The sequence below is a fragment of the Bradyrhizobium sp. WSM1743 genome, from assembly GCF_000473065.1.
Taxonomy (GTDB): domain Bacteria; phylum Pseudomonadota; class Alphaproteobacteria; order Rhizobiales; family Xanthobacteraceae; genus Bradyrhizobium.
Map to the genome: position 1 here is coordinate 28,581 of NZ_AXAZ01000032.1, position 18,820 is coordinate 47,400.

Annotated in this window: 14 protein-coding genes and 1 pseudogene; 7 read left to right on the forward strand and 8 right to left on the reverse strand. The window is 65.0% G+C overall.

Features of this window, described 5'->3' with window-relative positions:
- Positions 1–104: 104 nt before the first annotated feature.
- Complete coding sequence (locus YU9_RS0119625; protein ID WP_027574357.1) at positions 105–1,082, forward strand: lyase; 978 nt, start codon at positions 105–107, stop codon at positions 1,080–1,082.
- A 52-nt stretch (positions 1,083–1,134) separates the two neighbouring features.
- The gene (gene queF, locus YU9_RS0119630) at positions 1,135–1,587 is read left to right on the forward strand and encodes a preQ(1) synthase (protein WP_036017561.1); all 453 of its coding nucleotides are present in this window, start codon (positions 1,135–1,137) and stop codon (positions 1,585–1,587) included.
- Between the two features lie 54 nt (positions 1,588–1,641).
- Here queF and YU9_RS0119635 read toward each other — a convergent pair whose 3' ends face one another.
- Positions 1,642–3,405 (reverse strand): transcriptional regulator, encoded by a 1,764-nt coding sequence (locus tag YU9_RS0119635; RefSeq protein WP_198028270.1) that lies wholly within the window; start codon positions 3,403–3,405, stop codon positions 1,642–1,644.
- Between the two features lie 136 nt (positions 3,406–3,541).
- Here YU9_RS0119635 and YU9_RS0119645 point away from each other — a divergent pair, with 136 nt between their 5' ends.
- Both YU9_RS0119645 and YU9_RS45885 read left to right on the forward strand, forming a co-directional pair.
- Positions 3,542–5,125, forward strand: a complete 1,584-nt coding sequence (locus YU9_RS0119645; protein WP_245266445.1) for an amidase — start codon at positions 3,542–3,544, stop codon at positions 5,123–5,125.
- Between the two features lie 117 nt (positions 5,126–5,242).
- Positions 5,243–5,374 (forward strand): annotated as a pseudogene (locus YU9_RS45885) (NADPH-dependent 7-cyano-7-deazaguanine reductase QueF); the annotation flags it as partial.
- An 18-nt stretch (positions 5,375–5,392) separates the two neighbouring features.
- On the opposite strand, the gene YU9_RS45890 reads toward YU9_RS45885, so the two are convergent.
- The 5 genes from YU9_RS45890 to YU9_RS0119670 all read right to left on the reverse strand — a co-directional run bounded on the left by YU9_RS45890 (position 5,393) and on the right by YU9_RS0119670 (position 13,538).
- The gene (locus tag YU9_RS45890; protein WP_245266446.1) at positions 5,393–8,743 is read right to left on the reverse strand and encodes an autotransporter domain-containing protein; all 3,351 of its coding nucleotides are present in this window, start codon (positions 8,741–8,743) and stop codon (positions 5,393–5,395) included.
- Positions 8,744–9,063: 320 nt separating this feature from the next.
- Positions 9,064–10,938: a glutaminase A gene (gene glsA / locus YU9_RS0119655; RefSeq protein ID WP_027574363.1), complete on the reverse strand. Its 1,875-nt coding sequence runs from the start codon at positions 10,936–10,938 to the stop codon at positions 9,064–9,066.
- Between the two features lie 107 nt (positions 10,939–11,045).
- Entirely contained in the window at positions 11,046–12,251 is a 1,206-nt protein-coding gene (locus YU9_RS0119660; RefSeq protein WP_027574364.1) for an MFS transporter, read from the reverse strand.
- A complete protein-coding gene (gene kdsA / locus YU9_RS0119665) occupies positions 12,251–13,099 on the reverse strand; it encodes a 3-deoxy-8-phosphooctulonate synthase (protein ID WP_027574365.1) in 849 nt (282 codons plus the stop codon). Before kdsA ends, YU9_RS0119660 begins: the two co-directional genes overlap by 1 nt.
- Positions 13,100–13,211: 112 nt before the next feature.
- Complete coding sequence (locus tag YU9_RS0119670; RefSeq protein ID WP_027574366.1) at positions 13,212–13,538, reverse strand: NIPSNAP family protein; 327 nt, start codon at positions 13,536–13,538, stop codon at positions 13,212–13,214.
- Between the two features lie 188 nt (positions 13,539–13,726).
- Between YU9_RS0119670 and YU9_RS0119675 the strand changes: the two genes are divergently transcribed.
- The 3 genes from YU9_RS0119675 to YU9_RS0119685 all read left to right on the forward strand — a co-directional run bounded on the left by YU9_RS0119675 (position 13,727) and on the right by YU9_RS0119685 (position 16,561).
- Positions 13,727–14,404 carry a response regulator transcription factor gene (locus YU9_RS0119675; RefSeq protein WP_027574367.1) on the forward strand — a complete coding sequence of 226 codons (678 nt, stop codon included), beginning with the start codon at positions 13,727–13,729 and terminating at the stop codon, positions 14,402–14,404.
- Between the two features lie 10 nt (positions 14,405–14,414).
- Positions 14,415–15,791, forward strand: coding sequence for a HAMP domain-containing sensor histidine kinase (locus YU9_RS0119680; protein WP_027574368.1), 1,377 nt, complete (start codon positions 14,415–14,417; stop codon positions 15,789–15,791).
- Between the two features lie 107 nt (positions 15,792–15,898).
- A complete protein-coding gene (locus YU9_RS0119685; protein ID WP_027574369.1) occupies positions 15,899–16,561 on the forward strand; it encodes a class I SAM-dependent methyltransferase in 663 nt (220 codons plus the stop codon).
- 4 nt (positions 16,562–16,565) lie between these two features.
- Here YU9_RS0119685 and YU9_RS0119690 read toward each other — a convergent pair whose 3' ends face one another.
- Together YU9_RS0119690 and secG are read right to left on the reverse strand one after the other, a co-directional pair.
- Complete coding sequence (locus YU9_RS0119690) at positions 16,566–18,197, reverse strand: CTP synthase (RefSeq protein WP_027574370.1); 1,632 nt, start codon at positions 18,195–18,197, stop codon at positions 16,566–16,568.
- Positions 18,198–18,363: 166 nt separating this feature from the next.
- Positions 18,364–18,747, reverse strand: a complete 384-nt coding sequence (gene secG / locus YU9_RS0119695) for a preprotein translocase subunit SecG (protein WP_027574371.1) — start codon at positions 18,745–18,747, stop codon at positions 18,364–18,366.
- Positions 18,748–18,820 lie beyond the last annotated feature (73 nt).

Below are 18,820 nucleotides of genomic sequence, written 5' to 3' on the forward strand. Positions count from 1 at the left end.
GCTTGGACGAGCCGCTTCGACTGACGCGTGAAGCGCCTCAGATTATGCTCGACCGCATCTGGTCCGCGTGCCCAACCTCAATCTGAAACAGTCGGGGTAACGCCATGAATCGCCGCCAGTTTCTCGCTTCGGGCGCTGCACTGTTCGCCGCCCGCCCAGGTTTTGCGCAGGAAGGCCCGTTCCGGACAAAATACTATCCCATCAGCCCGGGCATCGGCCTGCATGATCTCACGCCCGCCCCTGACGGCATGGTCTGGTTCACCGCACAGGGTAAGGGCCTGCTCGGCAGGCTCGATCCACGAGATGGCACTTTCAAGACCGTCAGCCTCGGCCAGGGCGCAGCGCCGCACGGCGTGACCATCGGGCCCGACGGCGCCCCCTGGATCACCGAGGGCGGCCAGAACGCGATCGCGCGGGTCGACCCCGGCGATCTCAAGGTGACGCTGTTCCGCCTCCCCGAGAAATTCGCGCAGGCCAATCTCAACACCGGCGTCTTCGACAAGCAAGGCACCTACTGGTTCACAGGACAGTCCGGTTATTACGGCCGGCTTGTGCCGAAGACCGGAGAGATGACGGTCTTCAAGGCACCAAAGGGCATCGGGCCTTATGGCATCACCGTGACGCCCAAGGGCGACATCTGGTACGCCTCGCTTGCCGGCAGCTACATCGCCAAAGTCGATCTTGCGACCGGCAATGCCGGCGTCGTGCAGCCGCCGACACCGAATGCGGGCTCACGCCGCGTTTGGTCGGATTCGAAGGGCCGGATCTGGGTCAGCGAGTGGAACAGCGGCCATGTGTCGGTGCATGATCCCGCCGACGGCTCCTGGAAGACCTGGAAGCTGCCGGGCGAACGCCCCCGCGCCTACGCGGTCTATGTTGATGATAAGGACAAGGTCTGGCTGAGCGATTTCTCTGCCAATGCCATCGTCCGCTTCGATCCTGCCACTGAAAAGTTCAACGTCTTCGTCAGCGACAAGGCGAATGCCGCCGTGCGCCAGCTCGACGGCAGGCCGGGCGAGCTCTGGGGCTGCGAGTCCGGCAACGATCGGATCGTCATGATCCAGACAATCGCCGCCGGTTGACGGCAGCGGCATTTGCGTCCATCCCGGCATCCGAAAACAGGATGTGACGACGATGGCGAAAAAGTCCCTTCAGCTCGGCCGCGCGGTCGAGTGGCCGCACACACCGGAAGAAGCCCAGCTCGACCGCGTGCGCAATCCGCAAAAGGGCACCGATTACCTGGTGCGCTTCACCGTGCCGGAATTCACCTCGCTCTGCCCGGTCACGGGCCAGCCGGATTTCGCGCATCTGATGATCGACTACGCGCCGGGTGCGTGGCTGCTGGAGTCGAAATCCCTCAAGCTTTACATCGCGAGCTTCCGCAATCACGGCGCCTTCCACGAGGACTGCACCGTCCTGATCGGCAAGCGCATCGCTTCCGAGATCAAGCCGAAATGGCTACGCATCGGCGGTTACTGGTATCCGCGCGGCGGTATCCCCATCGACGTGTTCTGGCAGACCGGCCGCGTGCCGAAAGGCCTGTGGGTGCCAGAACAGGGCGTCGCGCCCTATCGCGGGCGGGGTTGAGCCTCGGGCGTGAGCGCGCAATGCCGCGGGGCAAGCAAGCGTCGCAAGCGGTATCTATTCGGGCAGCCCGGCGAGCTTCAAACCGTCATAGAAGCGATTGCGCTCCAGCCAGAACGCCGGGTTGCGCGAGTACTCGGATGCTTTCAAGCTGCTGACAGTGTGGCCCGGACTACGTTTTTGATACTCGATCAGGTTGGCTTTGGCCTGTTCGCTGCGCCCGTGCAGCGCATCGATGGCGGCGAGCCATTGCCAGGCAAAGCCATTTTGTGGACTGCTGATCGTCGCCTGGCGCATATGCGCGTAGGCAACATCGTCGTGGTGCAGATGGAATTCGGCCATTCCGAGCGTAAAGTAGCCTCGGCTCACCTGCTCGGAGTCCAGGGGATCGAGACGGAGCGAGAGCATGACCGGCTCGGCGACCTCTTCCGGACGGCCTTGTTGCAGTTTCAGAAAGCCAAGTCGCTGGAGCGCGCGCGGCTGGTTCGGATAGAGCGCAAGCACGCGATGGATGGCCTGTTCCGCGTCATCGATCCGACCTTGCACGGACAATACGAGGCTGCGCACGTAGTTTGCGCGGGGATCATTGGGCTGGAGCGCCAATGATCGTTCGATCGCCTGGGCCGCAAGCGTGGTTTGGCTCTCTGGCGCCTCGCTCCATCTGGCCAACACCTCTGTGATGTAACTGAGGGCAAGTCCCGTCAACGCAGACGCGGAATCGGGATCTAGTTGCAGTGATTGCTCGAACAGAGCCCGGGCCCGCTGCGCCTCCGCCTGCGTGCGCATGCGCTTCAGCGAGCGCCAGCCCTGCAGCGTCGGATCGATGGCTGCGAAGGTGCGCCCGGCATAAGGCCTCTCAAAAGACGGTCCGGCCTCGTCGATGCGGACCTTCAGCTCATTGGCGATGCGTGCGGAGACGTCGCGCCGCCAATTCCATCCGGCTTGTTCAGCGTAGTCGAACCGACCCGACCACACCACTGCGTCGGTGGCACTCGCCTGCAGCTTCAGGGCGATCGAGACGGCTTCGCCTTGGCGCTGCACGCTGCCACTCAAAACATAAGCAACGTGCAATCGGCGGCCGAGCTGCGACGCATCGCTATCGGGCCCAGGCCCCATCGGAGGTCCGATCACGAGCGTGTCGGGCAGGCGCGAGATTTCGATCATGAGATCGTCACTAATGGCCTCGGCGAGGTCGGCGGCGTTTTCGCCGCCGACACCCGCGAGCGGCAAAATCGTGATCGTGTTCTTGCTGACGAGGCCGCCGGTTTGTCCCCGGTGTGGAAGCCCGAACCAGAGCGCGGCGCTAAGTGAGACGGTGCAAGCGATCCCGAGTGCAACCAGCCACGGCAATGATCGGCTGCGCGCCGCCACGAGTGGCGACGAGGCCTGCGTGCGGGCGGCATTCTCCCCGCCGGCGGGCGCATCAAGAGCAGGTGGCGCATCGAGGAACGTTGCGTCCAGCAAATAGCCACGGCGCGGTACGGTTTTGATCAACCGCTGATCGCCGCCCAGTGCCGCTCGAAGCTCGCTGATGCACTGGACCAAGGAATCGTCGGTGACCGCCACATTGGGCCAAACCGCGTCCGCCAGCTCATCCTTGCTCAACAGCCGGCCGGGATGACGGGCGAGATGAACCAGCAGCGCAAAGCTCTTCGGGCGCAAGGCGACCGGATCGCCGCGGACACGCAATTCGCCGCGCTCCAGGTCGACGTCAAAACCGGCGAAATGAAGCGTGCCAAGAGAAGGCCGGCGAGAAGCCGGGCTCAATTCGTCTCCACCAGCCGTGCCTGGTTTGGTTTTCGTGCCAATTTCGGCGTTCATTCGGCGCTCTTTCGGGTGTCGCGGCGCCAGCGCGCCTAATCTTTCCCACGGCGACGATGCCGTCGTCACGCTTGCCCGCAATGCTAATCCAAATCGAGGGGAATTGGCACGTGGGATCGGCCAAAGGGAGCCAGCCATGACCATGGACCGACGTTCGTTTCTCGGGGTGGCCGCCAGTACCATCGTGACCCTGGCGGAGACAGCGCCGAGCCCGGCCTCCGGCCAGGCGGCCCTGCCGCCGTCCCCTTCGGGGCGCGACCTGGCTTATGCTAATGTTAGCCAATTGCGAGCATTGCTCGATGCACGCAAGATATCGGCAACGGAATTGGTCGAGCACGCGATCGGCCGGATCGAGGTCCTTGATCCCCGCGTCAATGCGGTGGTCGTCCGTGACTTCGAGCGGGCCCGCGCGGCGGCGCGCGACGCGGACGCCGCGCTCACGCGTGGTGAGCGCCGGCCGCTGCTCGGAATCCCCATGACGGTCAAGGAGTCCTTCAACGTCGGCGGCCTGCCGACCACGTGGGGTTTACCGACCGGCCGCGATTGGCGGGCCGCCGAAGATGCTGTGGCGGTCACCCGGCTAAAGGCGGCGGGAGCCGTGATCCTGGGCAAGACCAATATCGCCTTATCCATTGCCGACTGGCAAAGTTCCAACCCTATCTATGGGACGACGAACAATCCGTGGGATCTCAAGCGCTCGCCCGGCGGCTCATCCGGCGGATCGGCTGCCGCGCTGGCGGCCGGCTATGTGCCGCTGGAGCTAGGGTCCGATCTCAGTGCTTCGCTGCGCGTGCCCGCGCATCTGTGCGGCGTGTTCGCCCACAAGCCCACCTTCAATCTGGTCCCGCAGCGCGGCCATGCGCCGCCGCGCTCGCCGGCCCTGGGGACCGATTTGACTAATGGAATGGGCGTCTGCGGGCCAATGGCCCGCACTGCCGCTGATCTGTCGTTGGCATTGGATGTCATCGCCGGACCGGATGACTATGAGGCTGCGGCCTACCGCCTCCAACTTCCTCCCCCGCGACACGATATGCTGAAGGAATTTCGCGTTCTGGTGCTCGACAGTCATCCTCTTTTGCCGGTGGCGCAGGAGATACGGGACACGATCGATCAACTCGCGAACCGACTGGCAGCGACAGGTGCGACGGTCGCACGATCCAGCTCGCTGTTACCCGACCTCGCCGAGTCCGCTCGCTTGCATACCCGCCTGGTGCGCAATTTCACCGCGTTCGGCCGCCCTCCCGAGTTCTTCAAGGAGATTCAGGAGAAGGTCGCAGCGCTGAAGCCGGATGACGACAGTCTGAAGGCCTGGCGGACGCGCGCGCCGCTGCTGAGTCACCACGAGGTGATGGCAGCGGAAATCGCGCGTGCCCGTCTGCGCCAGCAATGGACCGGTCTGTTCAGGGAGTTCGACGTGGTTCTCTGTCCGCCGTTTGCCGTGACTGCATTCGCGCACGATCACAGGCCGGATCAGGAGGATCGCACGATCGATATCGACGGCGCGCACCACCCCTATTTGTCCCTCATCGTATGGGCAACGCTCGCGACGCCGCCTGGCTTGCCCGCAACGGTGATACCAGCCGGGCAATCGAAGACCGGCCTTCCCATCGGCGTCCAGATCATCGGCCCCCTGTACGAGGACCGCACCACCCTTGCCTTCGCCCGATTGCTCGAACGGGAGTACGGGGGATTTACAAGGCCGCCGGATATAGCTCGATGATCAGCTCGGGCGTTCAGTGCTGCAAGCAGAGCGGACGTCGGTGAGCGCCGATGTGGAGTTCGAGACAGACCACGGGCGTGTCGGCAAGCACATCGGCGCTGCGGCTTCTCCCCGGGACCGAAGTTCTTACGCATCGGCGGCTACTGGTATCCGCGCGGCGGCATCCCGATCGACGTGTTCTGGCAGACCGGCCGCGTGCCGAAAGGCCTCTGGGTGTCCGAGCAAGGCGTCGCGCCCTATCGGGGGCGGGCTAGCTCGAGCCTGCGTTCACCACGCGTACCGCACCATGCCCTTGCCTGCGTAGGATCGCGTGACGCCCGAGAATTCGCCTTCGAACGTGCCGGCGGCCGACCAGCCGTTCAGCCACTTCTTCTCGACCGATCCCGTCACCAGTGCCGAGTCCGAGGCCATCGCCGCGCCGTTCACGACGAAACTCGCACCGGGCAGCGTCTGGAACGTGGCGCCAATGACACGGTCCGGATTGAAATCATGCGCCCAGGCAAGCCGCCCGCGCAGCGTGACGATGCCGTCGGCCTGAGCAAAGGCCTTATCGGTGCGCAGGCCGAGCTCGGTCCGGGTGTCGGTAACGGTTCTGGCGCCGTACGTCAGCGCAAACTGGCTGCTGCCAACGATCGCCTGCTCGGCGTAGGCCGGCAGGTCGAAGGTGGTGAACTGGGCCGACGCATAAGGCGTGAGACCGACGCCATGTGCCACGAAGCGATAGCCGCCTTCGAGCCGGCCGGAATATGTGTTGGCATCGAACTCGGCGCGCAGGCGGTCGACGCCGGCAACCGTCACCGTGCGATCGGTCGTGATATTCTGCCAGCCATAGGCCAGCGCGCCGGAGATGTAGGCTGGCCCCACGACATGCCGGAAGAACGCGCCGGCCTGGAACAGGTCCGACCGGCCGCCACCGAGCGCATTCGCCACGGTAAAGTTGGTGCCGCCGCCGGCAAGCGCGAAGCCGACCAGCGTATCGCGGGAGATGCGATAATCTGCGCCGACAGCGGTGCCGTAGAGGTTGCTGGTGGTGGTGTTCGAACCGATGCCGGTGTTTCCGTCGGTTTGCTGCGCCCCGCCGAACGCCGCTGCCCAGACGCTCCACCGCTGCTCGAACGAGGGCGCAACCGGCGCCTTGGTGTAGATCGCGGCAAAAGCATCGCGCTCGGTCTTGCTGTGACCTGCGCTCTTTGCCGCATAAGCCAGGCTCTCGTCGGCATAAGCGTTCGAAGCACCATCGGCGCTGATGGGCTCGCCGCGCCCGGCGATGAACGGGTCCGTCATCACGCCCATGAACTGGTTCATGGCATTGAACGTCGCCTGCTGGGGCGCGCTGCCCACCTCGCCAGAGAGCTGCGTCAAGCCGCTAGGCGTAAGGCCGCCGAACGCGACCGGGATCGTGCCGTTGGTGTTGAAATAATTGATGATCGCGTTGCCGACGTTCTGCTGATTGCCGTTGAGATTGCCGGACGGGGGCACGAAGTTCAGCGCAAGATTCAGATAGGCATGGGTGGTGTCATAGCTCAGCGTCGTGTGGAAGCCCGACGGCAGGCCGGTGTTCGCCACGATGGGATCGAAATGGCCGCTGATGCTGCCCGCATTCAGGATCGTGTACTGCTTGGCGACGTAAGAGCCAGCGACAAAATGCGCACCGACGGTGGCGCCGCCAAGTGTTGCGCTTCCCGTCACATTGGCAAAGCTGGAGGTTACGGGATCGACGAAAACACTGAACAGGGCCCCTGATTGCATCGCGAGGCTTGCCACGGTCATGGACGTTCCCGGCCCGCCCGCACCGCCCGGCGAGAAAATGCCACCCGCGGTGACCTGGAGCGCCCCCACCGTGCCGATGCCGGCCAGCGCTGCAGTCGCATTCACCGTGGTGAGGCTCGATGACGCCATCGAGCCATCGACAACGAGCGTGCCACCGTTGACCGTGGTCGTGCCCGTATAGGCGCTGCCGTCGCCCGTCAGGCTCATGATGCCGGAGCCGGTCTTCACGAAGGCGCCACTCCCGGTCAAGGATCCCGCGAAGGTCGAGGACGAATTGTCGCCCCCGACGGTGAAGACAAACGCGCCCGTATTCAGCTGGGTGCCGGCAACGCCTGCGAGCGAGCCGTAGGTCGCACCGCCGGAGGTCGAGTAGACATTCGCGCCGGCAACCGTCAGATCCACCCGTCCCGTGACGCTCCCGCCATAGGTGTTCATCGAAGCGAGACTGCCGGACAGTGTCGCGTTGCCGTTGATCGTCCCATAGAGCTGGATGTATCCGCCAGCGGCGTTGATCGATCCATTGATCGTCCCGGTGGGGTCGACGACAATATTGGCGCCGATGGCGTTGCTGATAGTGTTTGTCGCATTCAGCGTTCCCGTGACTCCGAGATTGCCGTTGTTGGTCACGTTCGTCGCATTGACCGCCCGGCCGGCATCGATTGATGTCGCGTGAATCATCGCATTGGACTGGTTGATCAGCGTCGTGACGGTGAGATCGCCGCCTGAGACAAAAAGGTCTGATGTGGTACCGGTGGTCAGGGTCCCGTTGACGGTGAGCGCACCGGTCACCGTGAAAGTACCGCTTTGATGGTCGACGTTGCCGTTGATCGTGCCGGCTGCGTTCGCGGTGCCGGAATTCGTCAGTCCGCCATTGACCGTTCCAGTCGTCGTGAAGGTGCCGCCGGCTGCGTTCGTCGTCCCGGCAGTCGTCGTTACCGTACCGCCGTTGGTGAAGGTGCCGGCGTTGTTGGCGATGCTGGTCGCGCTCAGCGTCCGGCCTGCCGAGACCTGGACCGCGGTGGCCGAGGTCGAATTGTTCGTGAGCGCCGTGATGCCGGTGAAGCTGCCGAACTGCACGGCCAGGGTCGACGTCCCGTTGTTGGTCACCGCACCATTGGTGGTGAGATCGCCGATCAGCGCGAAGGAGCCGCTGCCCTGGTTGGTGATGCCATCGTTGAACACGCCCCTCGCGTTGGCTGTGCCCGAATTCGTCAGCCCGCCGTTGACCGTGCCCGTCGTGTTGAAGGTGCCGGAATTGGTCGTGCCGCCGGTCGTCGTGATCGAGCCGTTGTTGAAGATCGTGCCACCGTTGTTGGCAATCGTGGTCACGGAGACGACGCCGGCGGGAATGTTGGAGAAATTGCCGGTGTTGGTGATGTCGCCGGTCAGGGTGCCTTGATTGCTGGAGATCGCACTGTTGGTCAGCGACGTGTTCAGAGTGCCGGTGTTGATGAAGGTTCCGGCGGTCACGCTGGTGGTGTTGAACGAGTTGGTGCCGGACAGCGTCAACCGGCTCGACCCTGCCTGCGAGATCGTGGCGCCCGTCATGTTGTTGCTGATCGAGATGAAAGTGCCGACGCCGACGGCATTGTTGGTGATGCCGCTGAAAAAATTCACCGCCTGACCGCTTATCGTGTAGCCCGGGGACGCAGCGTCGAAAATCCAGGACTGGGGTACGATGGGGCCAAGGGTAACGGTGACGGCCGTCGTGCCCGTGCCGGAAAAGGTCGCGGTTTCGCCCGCGTTGGCGGGGACGGTGCCTGTCGACCAATTGGTCGGCTCGTTGTAATTGCCGTTGTCGACCCCGCCGTCCTGCCAGACCTGCGCTCGCGCCAGGGACGGCAGCAATAGAACCGTCGCAAGAGCTGTGCCGGCCAACAAAGCCCTAGTTAAGACGGCCCCACGCGTGAGTCCAACCCCGCCTGCCCCGATCATTGAAATCCCGCTGGGCCCCTGCGCCACCCTCAATTGCCAGATAATCAAAACAGGAAATATCTAGCTGCTTCGCCACCGTCGAACCATCGACAACCGGTTTCGTCGCAGAATGAGTCGGCGATTTCCCCTGCGGTGTGATTGGAGAGCAACAGAGGGTTGCATATTTACCGGGCACCCGGCAAGATCGGACTGGAATTTCGGTCAGCCGTGAGGCGCATCAATGCGCCCAACCTCTAATATGCGCTCAGCAGATCGACCTTCGCGTTTGCCAGCACCAGCCGCCGCGCCAGGATCGCGGCGAGATTGCGCATGATCTTCAGCGACGTCTCCGGGTGCAGGCGGCGATAGTCGGCAAAGCTGTCGAGCGGCAGTTCGAGGCAGGTGATGGGCGTGTCGGCGAAGACGTCGGCGCTGCGGCTTTGTTCCAGGATCGCCATCTCGCCGAATTCCATGCCGGGGCCAAGCGAGGCAAGCCGTACGCCGCTGCGCAGCTTCACGCTGACCATGCCGCTCTGAAGAAAGAATAGCGAATTGGCGGGTTCGCCAGCAGCGATGATGCGCTGGCCGGCCGCGTAGTGCCGCGTGGTCGACAGCTTGACGATGGCGGCGATCTCGTCGGAGTCGAGCTCGGCCAGCAACGCCTGTTCGCCGAGATGTGCGCTCTCTTTGAAATCGGTGAAGCCGCCGAAACGGTAGATCACCTGGTCTTCGGCCCATTCGATGGCGTCATCGAGCAGCGCGAAGCGCCGCAGCCGGCGCGGCTCGGCCGTGCGTGCGGCGATCGCGGTCCACACTGCGGAGGTCTCCTCGAAGCCGGACAGAATGGTGGTAACGCCGGCGTTGCCGAGCGCGGTCAGCGTCTCACCGAGCAGCTCAGCACCGGCCGCGGTGATGTCGGGAACGCGGCGGAAATCGATGATCAGGAGCGGCGCGTTCGGCGGCTCGCTGGTGAGCCGTCGCGTGACATAGTCGATGGTACCGAAATTCATCGCGCCGACCAGCTCGAGAACGCGGATGTCGCGATGGCGCTCGTCGAGGATCTGCTGCTCATGGGGCTGACGGCTGCGGCGCGAGGAGATGCCGTAGATGTCATAATCCGCCATGATGCTGGTGCGGACGTCGGCGTTTCGGTTGAGCATGTGCAGGTCGAACCGCGCCGACAGCGCCTCGCAAACCTTGAGACCGCGTACGCTGTTGAAATGGTTGTCGAGCAGCGGCGAGAAGGTGCCGAGCCCGAGCTGCGAGGGCAGCGCCGCGACGATGCCGCCGCCGACGCCACTCTTGGCGGGAATGCCGACGCGATAGGTCCACTCGCCGGCATAGTCGTACATGCCCGAGCTCGTCATCACCGATAGCGTGCGCGCGACGATGTGCGGCGTGATCACCTGCACGCCCGTGACCGGATTGATGCCGCGATTGGCGAGCGTTGCCGCCATGACCGCAAGGTCGCGCGCGGTGACCAGGATTGCGCATTGGCGGAAATAGACGTCGAGCACGGCGTCGACATCGTCCGGCAACACCGCGTAATTCCGCAGCAGCCAGGCAATGGCGCGGTTGCGGTTGCCGGTCGCGGTCTCCGAAGCGTGCACGGCCTCGTCGACGCCGAGGTCGCGGCCGGCAAATTGGCTGAGCTTGGCGCGGACGCGCTCGAAAGCGCCCTTCCCGTCCACGTCGTAGATCAGGCCCGAGCAGGCGATCGCGCCGGCATTGACCATGGGGTTGAACGGGCGGTTGTCGTTGGTGAGCCGGATCGAGTTGAAGGCTTCGCCGCTCGGCTCGACGCCGATGGTGGCCGCGACGCGCGCCTCACCGACCATCTCCAGCGCCAGCGCGAAGACGAACGCTTTGGACACCGACTGGATCGTGAACGGCACGGCGCTGTCGCCAACCTCGTAGACATGCCCGTCGATGGTCACGAGCGCGATGCCGAAATGATCGGGGTTGGCGCGCTTCAGCTCGGGAATGTAGTCGGCAAGCTCGCCGGAATTGTCGGCTCGGAATTCGGCGTGGCAATCGGCCAGGAAACGTCGCAGCGGCGGCTTGGTGAGATATCCGGTCGAGCGGGGCGTGCCGGCTGCGCTGGCCGAATGGCTGGTCTGGACGTCCACGGTCTCACACCTCAATTTGCTCAGAATCGAAGCAATTCGTGTGCCATGTATACTGGGCCGACGGTGTCGTGGCGGGGAGCGACGCCCGCTTGGGTCACCGAAGCACGTCAGCGCGCATCCGCCGGTGCACGCGGCTTGAGCAGCCGGGCGCAGACGAGGCCCAGCACCACCATGATCGCGGCGCTCGCAAGCAACGTCGGCACCTTGCCGCCGTGCTGGAGGCCGAAGCCGTAGGCGAGCGGCCCCACCGTCTGCCCCATGAAGAAGAAGAACGAATGCAGCGACAGCGCGGTGGCACGCGCCTCGACCGAAAGCTCGCTGGCAAACACTTGCAGGCAGCCATGGGCCATGTAGAAGCCCCAGCCCATCACGATGAGATTGAGCGCCTGGATCTCCCAGCGCGGGCCGAAGGCGACAGCGACGAGCTGCGAGGCGACGAGTGTCATCCCTGCGATCATCATGCCTTTGACGCCGAGCCGCGGCAGCATGCGCGACACCGTCAGCGTGTAGAGCAGTCCACCCACCGCAAAGCCGGCGATGACGATGCCGGCGATCGACAGCGAGGTCTGCCCAAGCTCGAACAGGAACGAGGCGATGTAGGGAAACAGGCCGAGCACGCAGCAGCCTTCGATGAATACGGCCGAGTAGCAGACATAGGCGTTCGGATTGGTGAAGATGGTGCGATAGCCGGCCTTCAGCGCCGACAGGCTGGTCTTCGGCGGATGCTTGACCTTGGCGCCCTTGAAGCCGGCCGCAACGGCGATCGAGGCGACGATCACGAGCGCACCGAGCACCGCGAGCACGCCGCGCCAGCCGAGGAAATCGCCGATCAGGCCGGAGGCCGAGGCGCCGAGCAGATTTCCGGTCATGGCGCCTGCAAGCGTGCGGCTGATCGCGACCTGCCGCTTCTCGGGGCCGACGAGATCGCTGGTGAGGCTGAGCGCCACCGGAAACACGCCTCCGGAGCCGATGCCAGCCAGAATGCGGGTGACGAACAGCAACGAGAACGAGCTCGAGAGCGCACCGAGGATGTTGGCGAGGCCGAGCAGCGCGAGGCAACCGATCATCAGTCGGGTCTTGCCGAACAGGTCGGCGGCGGCGCCGATGATCGGCTGGATGATCGAGAAGGTGAAGGCGAACACCGCCGCAAAGCCGGCGGCGGTGGCGATGCTGACGCCGAAATCCTCAGCGACGTGCGGCAGCACCGGATCGAGCGCGCGCGCCGACAGAGCCGCGGCGAAGCTTGCGCCTGATATGACGTAGAGCGCTGCCGGCAAGCCGTGATCGTGCGGCCGCGCCTCGTCTTGCTGCATCAGCGCGGATTCTTTGCGAGCGCGTCGAACGCCATCAGCCTGGCGATCAGTCCCTCGAACTCGCGCAGCGGCACCATGTTGGGCCCGTCCGAGGGCGCGTGATCGGGATCAGGATGGGTCTCGATGAAGACGCCGGCAACACCGACCGCGACGGCCGCGCGTGCCAGCACGGGCACGAACTCGCGCTCGCCGCCCGACGAGGTCCCCTTCCCGCCCGGCTGCTGCACCGAATGGGTGGCATCGAAGATCACGGGCGCGCCGGTGGTGCGCGCCAGGATCGGCAGTGCGCGCATGTCGGAGACCAGCGTGTTGTAGCCGAAGGACGCGCCGCGCTCGGTGACGAGCACGTTGGGATTGCCGTTGCTCGTGATCTTGCTCACGACGTTGGCCATGTCCCACGGCGCCAGGAACTGGCCTTTCTTGACATTGACGACCTTGCCGGTCGCGGCCGCCGCCAGCAGCAGATCGGTCTGCCGGCACAGGAAAGCGGGTATCTGCAAGACGTCCACGGCCTGCGCCACCTCGGCGCATTGCGTGGCCTCGTGCACATCGGTCAGCACCGGCAGGCCGAGCGAGGATCGGATCTCGGCGAAGATCGGCAGCGACTGCGCCAAGCCCAGCCCGCGCGTCGCCGCCGCGCTGGTGCGGTTGGCCTTGTCGAACGAGGTCTTGTAGACGAGGCCGATCTTGAGCCGCGCCGCGATCTCCTTCAGTGCGGAGGCGACCTCCAGCGCATGCTGGCGGCTTTCGAGCTGGCAGGGCCCGGCAATGACCGAGATCGGCAGATCATTACCGAACTTGACCCTGCCGATGGTGACGACCGGCGCCGCTGATGTCGAAGAGCTCAAGGCAAATCCCTCGTTTCGGCGCGACCATAGCCGCCATGAGGGTCGGATCAACCCTATTAGGCCCGGGCCGTTCGAATATCAGGGTTGCGCCAGGGTTCCCTGCCCGCCGCCGCTACTTCACCGCCGAGAAGGCGGTCGGCGCCAGGATCTGGCTGACGATGTTGGCGACGATCTGGCCATCGGCCTCCGACTTCGCCCGCGCCTCAAGCCAGTCCGGGTCGGTCGCGAACGCGCCCCACTTCTTCTCGCGCTCGGCGAGCGAATCCCAGGCCAGGAAATAGGTCAGCTCCTGGTTGGATTCGCCGATCAGCGTGGTGAAGAACCCGGCCTGCTTGATGCCGTGCTTCTCCCAAATTTTCAGCGTGGCGGTCTCGAACCGCTTCAAGAGCGCCGGCAGGCGGCCGGGCACGCAGCGATACTGGCGCATTTCGTAGATCATTCATGTTTCTCCCTGAACAGGCCCGGGGGTTATAGCTGGCGACCCCGGCGGTGTCTTGAGCCCTACCCGTCGGCCCCCTGTGGCGTTCTGTGCATGGCTTGAGCTTCCGCCGCTGCATCAGACTCCCGCAATGCTGCCGCAATGATCGGGCCGCTACAAAGGCTCGGTTGCGGTTCAGGTGCCCTTACATGCGGATTTTGCTGGTCGAGGATGAAGCGGAGATGGCCGGCGCGCTGGCCTCGGCGCTGAAGCGCTACGACATGGTGGTGGACCACGCGCCGACGCTCGCCGAGGCGGAGGAGGCCATCTCCGCGGACGTCCATGCCGCGGTCCTGCTCGACCGCCAGCTTCCTGACGGTGATGGCCTCGCCTTGATCCCAAAGCTCCGCGCGCGCGCCGACGGCGTGCCGATCATCGTCCTGACTGCGCGCGGGGAGCTTGCCGACCGCATCGCCGGGCTCGACGGCGGCGCCGACGACTATCTGGCAAAACCGTTTGCCGTCGAGGAGCTGCTGGCGCGACTGCGGGCCGTGCTGCGCCGCCCCGCCGGCCTTTCCCCCGATGTCATCCACGCGGGCCGCCTCGCCTTCGACCTCAGTCATCGCGAAGCCAGCATCGACGGCCAGCCGTTCGAGCTGCCGCGCCGCGAGCTCTTGGTGCTTGAAGCCTTGGTCCGTCGCATGGGCCGGACCGTGCTGCGCTCGGCGCTGGAAGAGGCGGTCTACAATTTCGACGACGAGATCCAGTCCAACGCGCTCGACACGCATGTCTCCCGGCTGCGGCGAAAGCTCGCGGAAGCCGACGCGGGCATCGAGATCCACGGTATTCGCGGCGTCGGCTATCTCCTCAAGAAGCTGCCAGCCTGAAGAAGCTGATATGAGCAAACACGACGATCCCTATTGCCTGCGCTCGCGCTTGAGCTGGCGGCTGCTCTCGCTTCAGGCCGCGATCCTGGTCGCGCTGGTTGCAGTCGTCCTGGCCGGGCTTTGCGCCTCCGGCTTCGTGCTGGCCGAGCGCGACGAGGACCACGTCATCGATGTCGTCCAGCGCGCGCTCACGCGCGACGCGCAAGGTGGACTGGGCTTGCGGCCGACGGCCGAGCTGCAGCAGTTGCGCAGCGAGACGCCGGACCTCTGGTTCCTGGTGCGCGACCGGCAGGGTCGCTTCCTCAGCGAAGGCACCGTGCCGGCCGAATTTGCCGCGATCGGCGGTGGCCTCGACCAGATCAGCCAGGCGCGGCTCGGCTGGCAGCTGTTCGAGGACGATCCGCGCAAGCCGGCGGCGCGGATGAAGAGGGTCGACACCGATGTGGGCAACGTGCAGGTGATCACGGCGACACAAGGACGCCTGACCGGCGCCAAGGCACTGGTCACGACATCGCTTGCGTTCCTCGGCATCGCCCTGCCCGGCCTGCTCCTGATGGGAACGGCGACGTTCATCGCAACGCCCATGATCGTACGGCGCGCGTTCAGGGGGCTCGATACCGCGGCGGACGAGGCGCGGCGCATCGACATCCATCAGCGCGGCGCGCGGCTCCCGATAGAACGGATTCCGCTGGAGGTCGTGCCGCTCGTGACCGCGATCAACGACGCGCTGGCGCGGCTCGACCAGGGCTATGCCCGCCACAAGCGCTTCGTCGCGGACGCCGCGCATGAGCTGCGCACGCCGATCGCAATCCTGAACACGCGCCTGGAGTCACTTGCCTCTGGGCCGGACAAGAATCGCCTGCTGGAGGATGCCGCGCGGCTGGCGACGCTTGCCGAGCAATTGCTCGATATCCAGCGACTCGACCGCTGCGGCCATCCTTTCACGCGCGTCAATCTCGCCGCCGTTGCGCAAAGCGTCGCCGCCGACCTCGCGCCGCTGGCGATTGCCGCCGGCTACGAGCTGGCGCTCGATGCGCCGTCGACACCGGTCGAGACGATCGGCGATGCGGCGGCCCTGGAGCGCGCGCTGACCAATCTCGTGCAGAATGCGATCCAGCATGGCCCGCGCCGCGGCACGATCGGGATTCGCGTCGGCAGGCCCGCGAGCATCGAGGTCACGGATGAAGGCGCCGGAATTCCCGCCGATCAGCGCGAGCAAATCTTCGAGCCATTCTATCGGCTGGCGCCGCTCGATCGCGGTGCCGGCCTCGGCCTCAACATGGTGCGCGAGATAGTGCAACTGCATGGCGGCCACGTTTCGGTGGCGGACGGACCGGAGGGCGGCGCCTGCTTCCGGATGACGCTACCCGAAGTCAGGCAGAATTGATTCAATCCGCATTCGCTTCCCCCGGCGCAATGCTGTCGCAATGCGCTCCCGCAACACTGCATGCGTCGCACCTCCTTGGAGGTGCAAATCAAAATGCCGGAGCGCGCATGCCCAACGATTTTCTCTCGTTCTTCCTCGCCTGGATGTCGGCCCCGCGTCGGGTCGGCGCGGTCGCACCGTCGAGCGCGGCACTGGCGGACCTCATCACGCGCGAGATCGACGCATCGACCGGCCCCATCCTCGAGCTCGGGCCCGGCACCGGCGCGTTCACCTACAAGCTGCTGAAGCGCGGCGTGCGTCAAGAAGACCTCACGCTGGTCGAATACGGCTCCGATTTCATGAAGCTGCTGCAGATCCGCTTTCCCGGCGCACGCGTGCTGTGGATGGACGCGGCGAGGCTCACCACGCATCGCCTTTATGACGGCGCCCCGGTCGGGGCCGTGGTCAGCGGATTGCCTCTGCTCAACATGTCCATGCGCAAGGTCGTCTCGATCGTCAGTGGGGCATTCAGCTACATCCGCCCAGGCGGCGCCTTCTACCAGTTCACCTACGGCATGAGCTGCCCGGTGCCGCGGCCCGTGCTCGACCGGCTGGGCCTGCGCGCTAAACTGGTGGATCGGGCGCTGCTGAACGTCCCGCCGGCCGCTGTCTACAGGCTGACGCGGCGGCCACAGGTGAAGTTGATCACGGGATCGCTTGCGCCCGAACCGTCAGCGCGGGTGGCGTTGAAGCCGATGCATCACGCGCGCGACCACTCCGCCGCGCGTTGAGCCGTCAGACCAACCGGCTCTGCACCATCGCCGCCTGAATGAACGAGGCGAACAGCGGGTGCGGCTCGAAGGGCCGCGACTTCAGTTCGGGGTGGAACTGGACGCCGATGAACCAGGGATGATCCTCGTACTCGACGATTTCAGGCAGCACGCCGTCCGGCGACAGCCCTGAGAATTTCAGGCCATGCTGCTCGAGGCGGTCCTTGTAGGCGGTGTTGACCTCGTAGCGATGGCGGTGACGCTCGGAGATTTCGGTGGCGCCGCCATAGACCTGCGAGACGCGGCTGCCGCGATTGAGCGTCGCCGGATAGGCGCCCAGCCGCATCGTGCCGCCGAGGTCGCCCGCCTGCGAGCGCTTCTCGAGCTCGTTGCCGCGCAACCATTCCGTCATCAGGCCGACCAGCGGCTCCTTGGTCGGGCCGAACTCGGTGGAGTTGGCGTCCTCGATGCCGACGAGGTTTCGCGCGGCCTCGATCACCGCCATCTGCATGCCGAAGCAGATGCCGAAATACGGCACGTCGCGCTCGCGCGCGAACTGCGCCGCCTTGATCTTGCCCTCCGCCCCGCGCTGGCCGAAACCGCCCGGCACCAGGATGCCGTTGACGTGCTCGAGGAATGGCGCTGGATCTTCCTTCTCGAAGATCTCGCTCTCGATCCAATCGAGATTGACCTTCACCTTGTTGGCGATGCCGCCATGCGACAGCGCCTCGATCAGCGACTTATACGCATCCTTCATGCCGGTGTATTTGCCGACGATGGCGATGGTGACGTTGCCCTCGGGGTTGCGGATACGCTCGTTGATCTCTTGCCAGCTGCGCAACTCCGGCGGAATCCGCGAGGCGATGCCGAAGGCGGCAAGCACTTCGTCGTCGAGGCCCGCATTGTGATAGGCCTCGGGAACCGCATAGATGTTGTCGACGTCGCGCGCCTCGATCACGGCGCTTTCGCGCACGTTGCAGAACAGCCCGAGCTTGCGCCGCTCTTCCTTCGGGATCTCGCGGTCGGTGCGGCAGAGCAGGATGTCCGGCTGGATGCCGATCGAGCGCAGCTCCTTGACCGAGTGCTGCGTCGGCTTGGTCTTGAGCTCGCCGGCGCTCGGGATGTACGGCAGCAGCGTCAGATGGATGTAGACGGCATGATCGCGCGGCAGCTCGTTCTTGAGCTGGCGGATCGCCTCGAAGAACGGCAGGCCCTCGATGTCGCCGACGGTGCCGCCGATTTCGACCAGCACGAAGTCGTAATCGTCGTTGCCGTCGAGGACGAATTCCTTGATCGCGTTGGTGACGTGCGGAACCACCTGGATGGTCGCGCCGAGATAATCGCCGCGGCGCTCCTTGGAGATGATGTCCTGGTAGATCCGGCCGGTCGTGATGTTGTCGGCCTTGGTCGCAGGCCGCCCGGTGAAGCGCTCGTAGTGACCGAGATCGAGATCAGTCTCCGCGCCGTCATCGGTCACGAACACTTCGCCGTGCTGATACGGCGACATCGTTCCGGGATCGAGGTTGAGATAGGGGTCGAGCTTGCGGAGGCGGACCTTGTAGCCCCGGGCCTGCAGCAGGGCACCCAGTGCCGCCGAAGCCAGACCCTTGCCGAGCGAGGAAACCACGCCGCCGGTGATGAATATGTACCGCGCCATGGGACTTAACCTCTAATCCCCTAAATACGATTCGCCAAAGCGATTCGTATTCCGCCCCAAAGATTTTGCGGGCCTGTGGGTGAGCCAAAACTAAGAGTGGTGACAGTGCCTTGATGGGGATTTTTGATGCAGGGCGGTAGAAGCCGCCCTGCATGGCCCCTCTGCTTTATTGCGAGCGCGGTACCTGCGGGCCGGCGGGCGCCTGGTTCTGCTGCTGCTCGTCGACCTTCTTCAGCGAATCCAGGATGCCGCCCGAGGTCGGCGGCGCGATTGGCGATCCGCCGGCCGGCTGGGTCTGCGACGGCTGGCCGATGATCGACGACGGCTTGCGGTCGTAGCCGGCGTACCAGGACAAGAACAGGCTGGTGAGGAAGAAGCCGACGGCCAGGATCGCAGTGGTCCGCGTCAAAAGGTTCGCAGTGCCGCGGCTCGACATGAAGCCCGCGCCTCCGCCCATGCCAAGCCCGCCGCCTTCCGACTTCTGGAGCAGCACGGCACCGATCATGACGGCGACGATCATGAGGTGGATGACGATGACAACGGTCTGCATAATATCCTTCCGTCACAAGCGGGCGGCGCCTGAGGGCGGCCAATCGCGCTTCGCGGGTTTTCCTGAAGTTGCG

Excerpts from the sequence above, each read along its gene's own strand:
- YU9_RS0119625 (WP_027574357.1), top strand. The coding sequence starts at position 105 with ATGAATCGCCGCCAGTTTCTCGCTTCGGGCGCTGCACTGTTCGCCGCC.
- queF (WP_036017561.1), top strand. The coding sequence starts at position 1,135 with ATGGCGAAAAAGTCCCTTCAGCTCGGCCGCGCGGTCGAGTGGCCGCAC.
- YU9_RS0119635 (WP_198028270.1), bottom strand. The coding sequence starts at position 3,405 with ATGAACGCCGAAATTGGCACGAAAACCAAACCAGGCACGGCTGGTGGA.
- YU9_RS0119645 (WP_245266445.1), top strand. The coding sequence starts at position 3,542 with ATGACCATGGACCGACGTTCGTTTCTCGGGGTGGCCGCCAGTACCATC.
- YU9_RS0119660 (WP_027574364.1), bottom strand. The coding sequence starts at position 12,251 with ATGCAGCAAGACGAGGCGCGGCCGCACGATCACGGCTTGCCGGCAGCG.
- YU9_RS0119670 (WP_027574366.1), bottom strand. The coding sequence starts at position 13,538 with ATGATCTACGAAATGCGCCAGTATCGCTGCGTGCCCGGCCGCCTGCCG.
- YU9_RS0119675 (WP_027574367.1), top strand. The coding sequence starts at position 13,727 with ATGCGGATTTTGCTGGTCGAGGATGAAGCGGAGATGGCCGGCGCGCTG.
- YU9_RS0119680 (WP_027574368.1), top strand. The coding sequence starts at position 14,415 with ATGAGCAAACACGACGATCCCTATTGCCTGCGCTCGCGCTTGAGCTGG.
- YU9_RS0119685 (WP_027574369.1), top strand. The coding sequence starts at position 15,899 with ATGCCCAACGATTTTCTCTCGTTCTTCCTCGCCTGGATGTCGGCCCCG.
- YU9_RS0119690 (WP_027574370.1), bottom strand. The coding sequence starts at position 18,197 with ATGGCGCGGTACATATTCATCACCGGCGGCGTGGTTTCCTCGCTCGGC.
- secG (WP_027574371.1), bottom strand. The coding sequence starts at position 18,747 with ATGCAGACCGTTGTCATCGTCATCCACCTCATGATCGTCGCCGTCATG.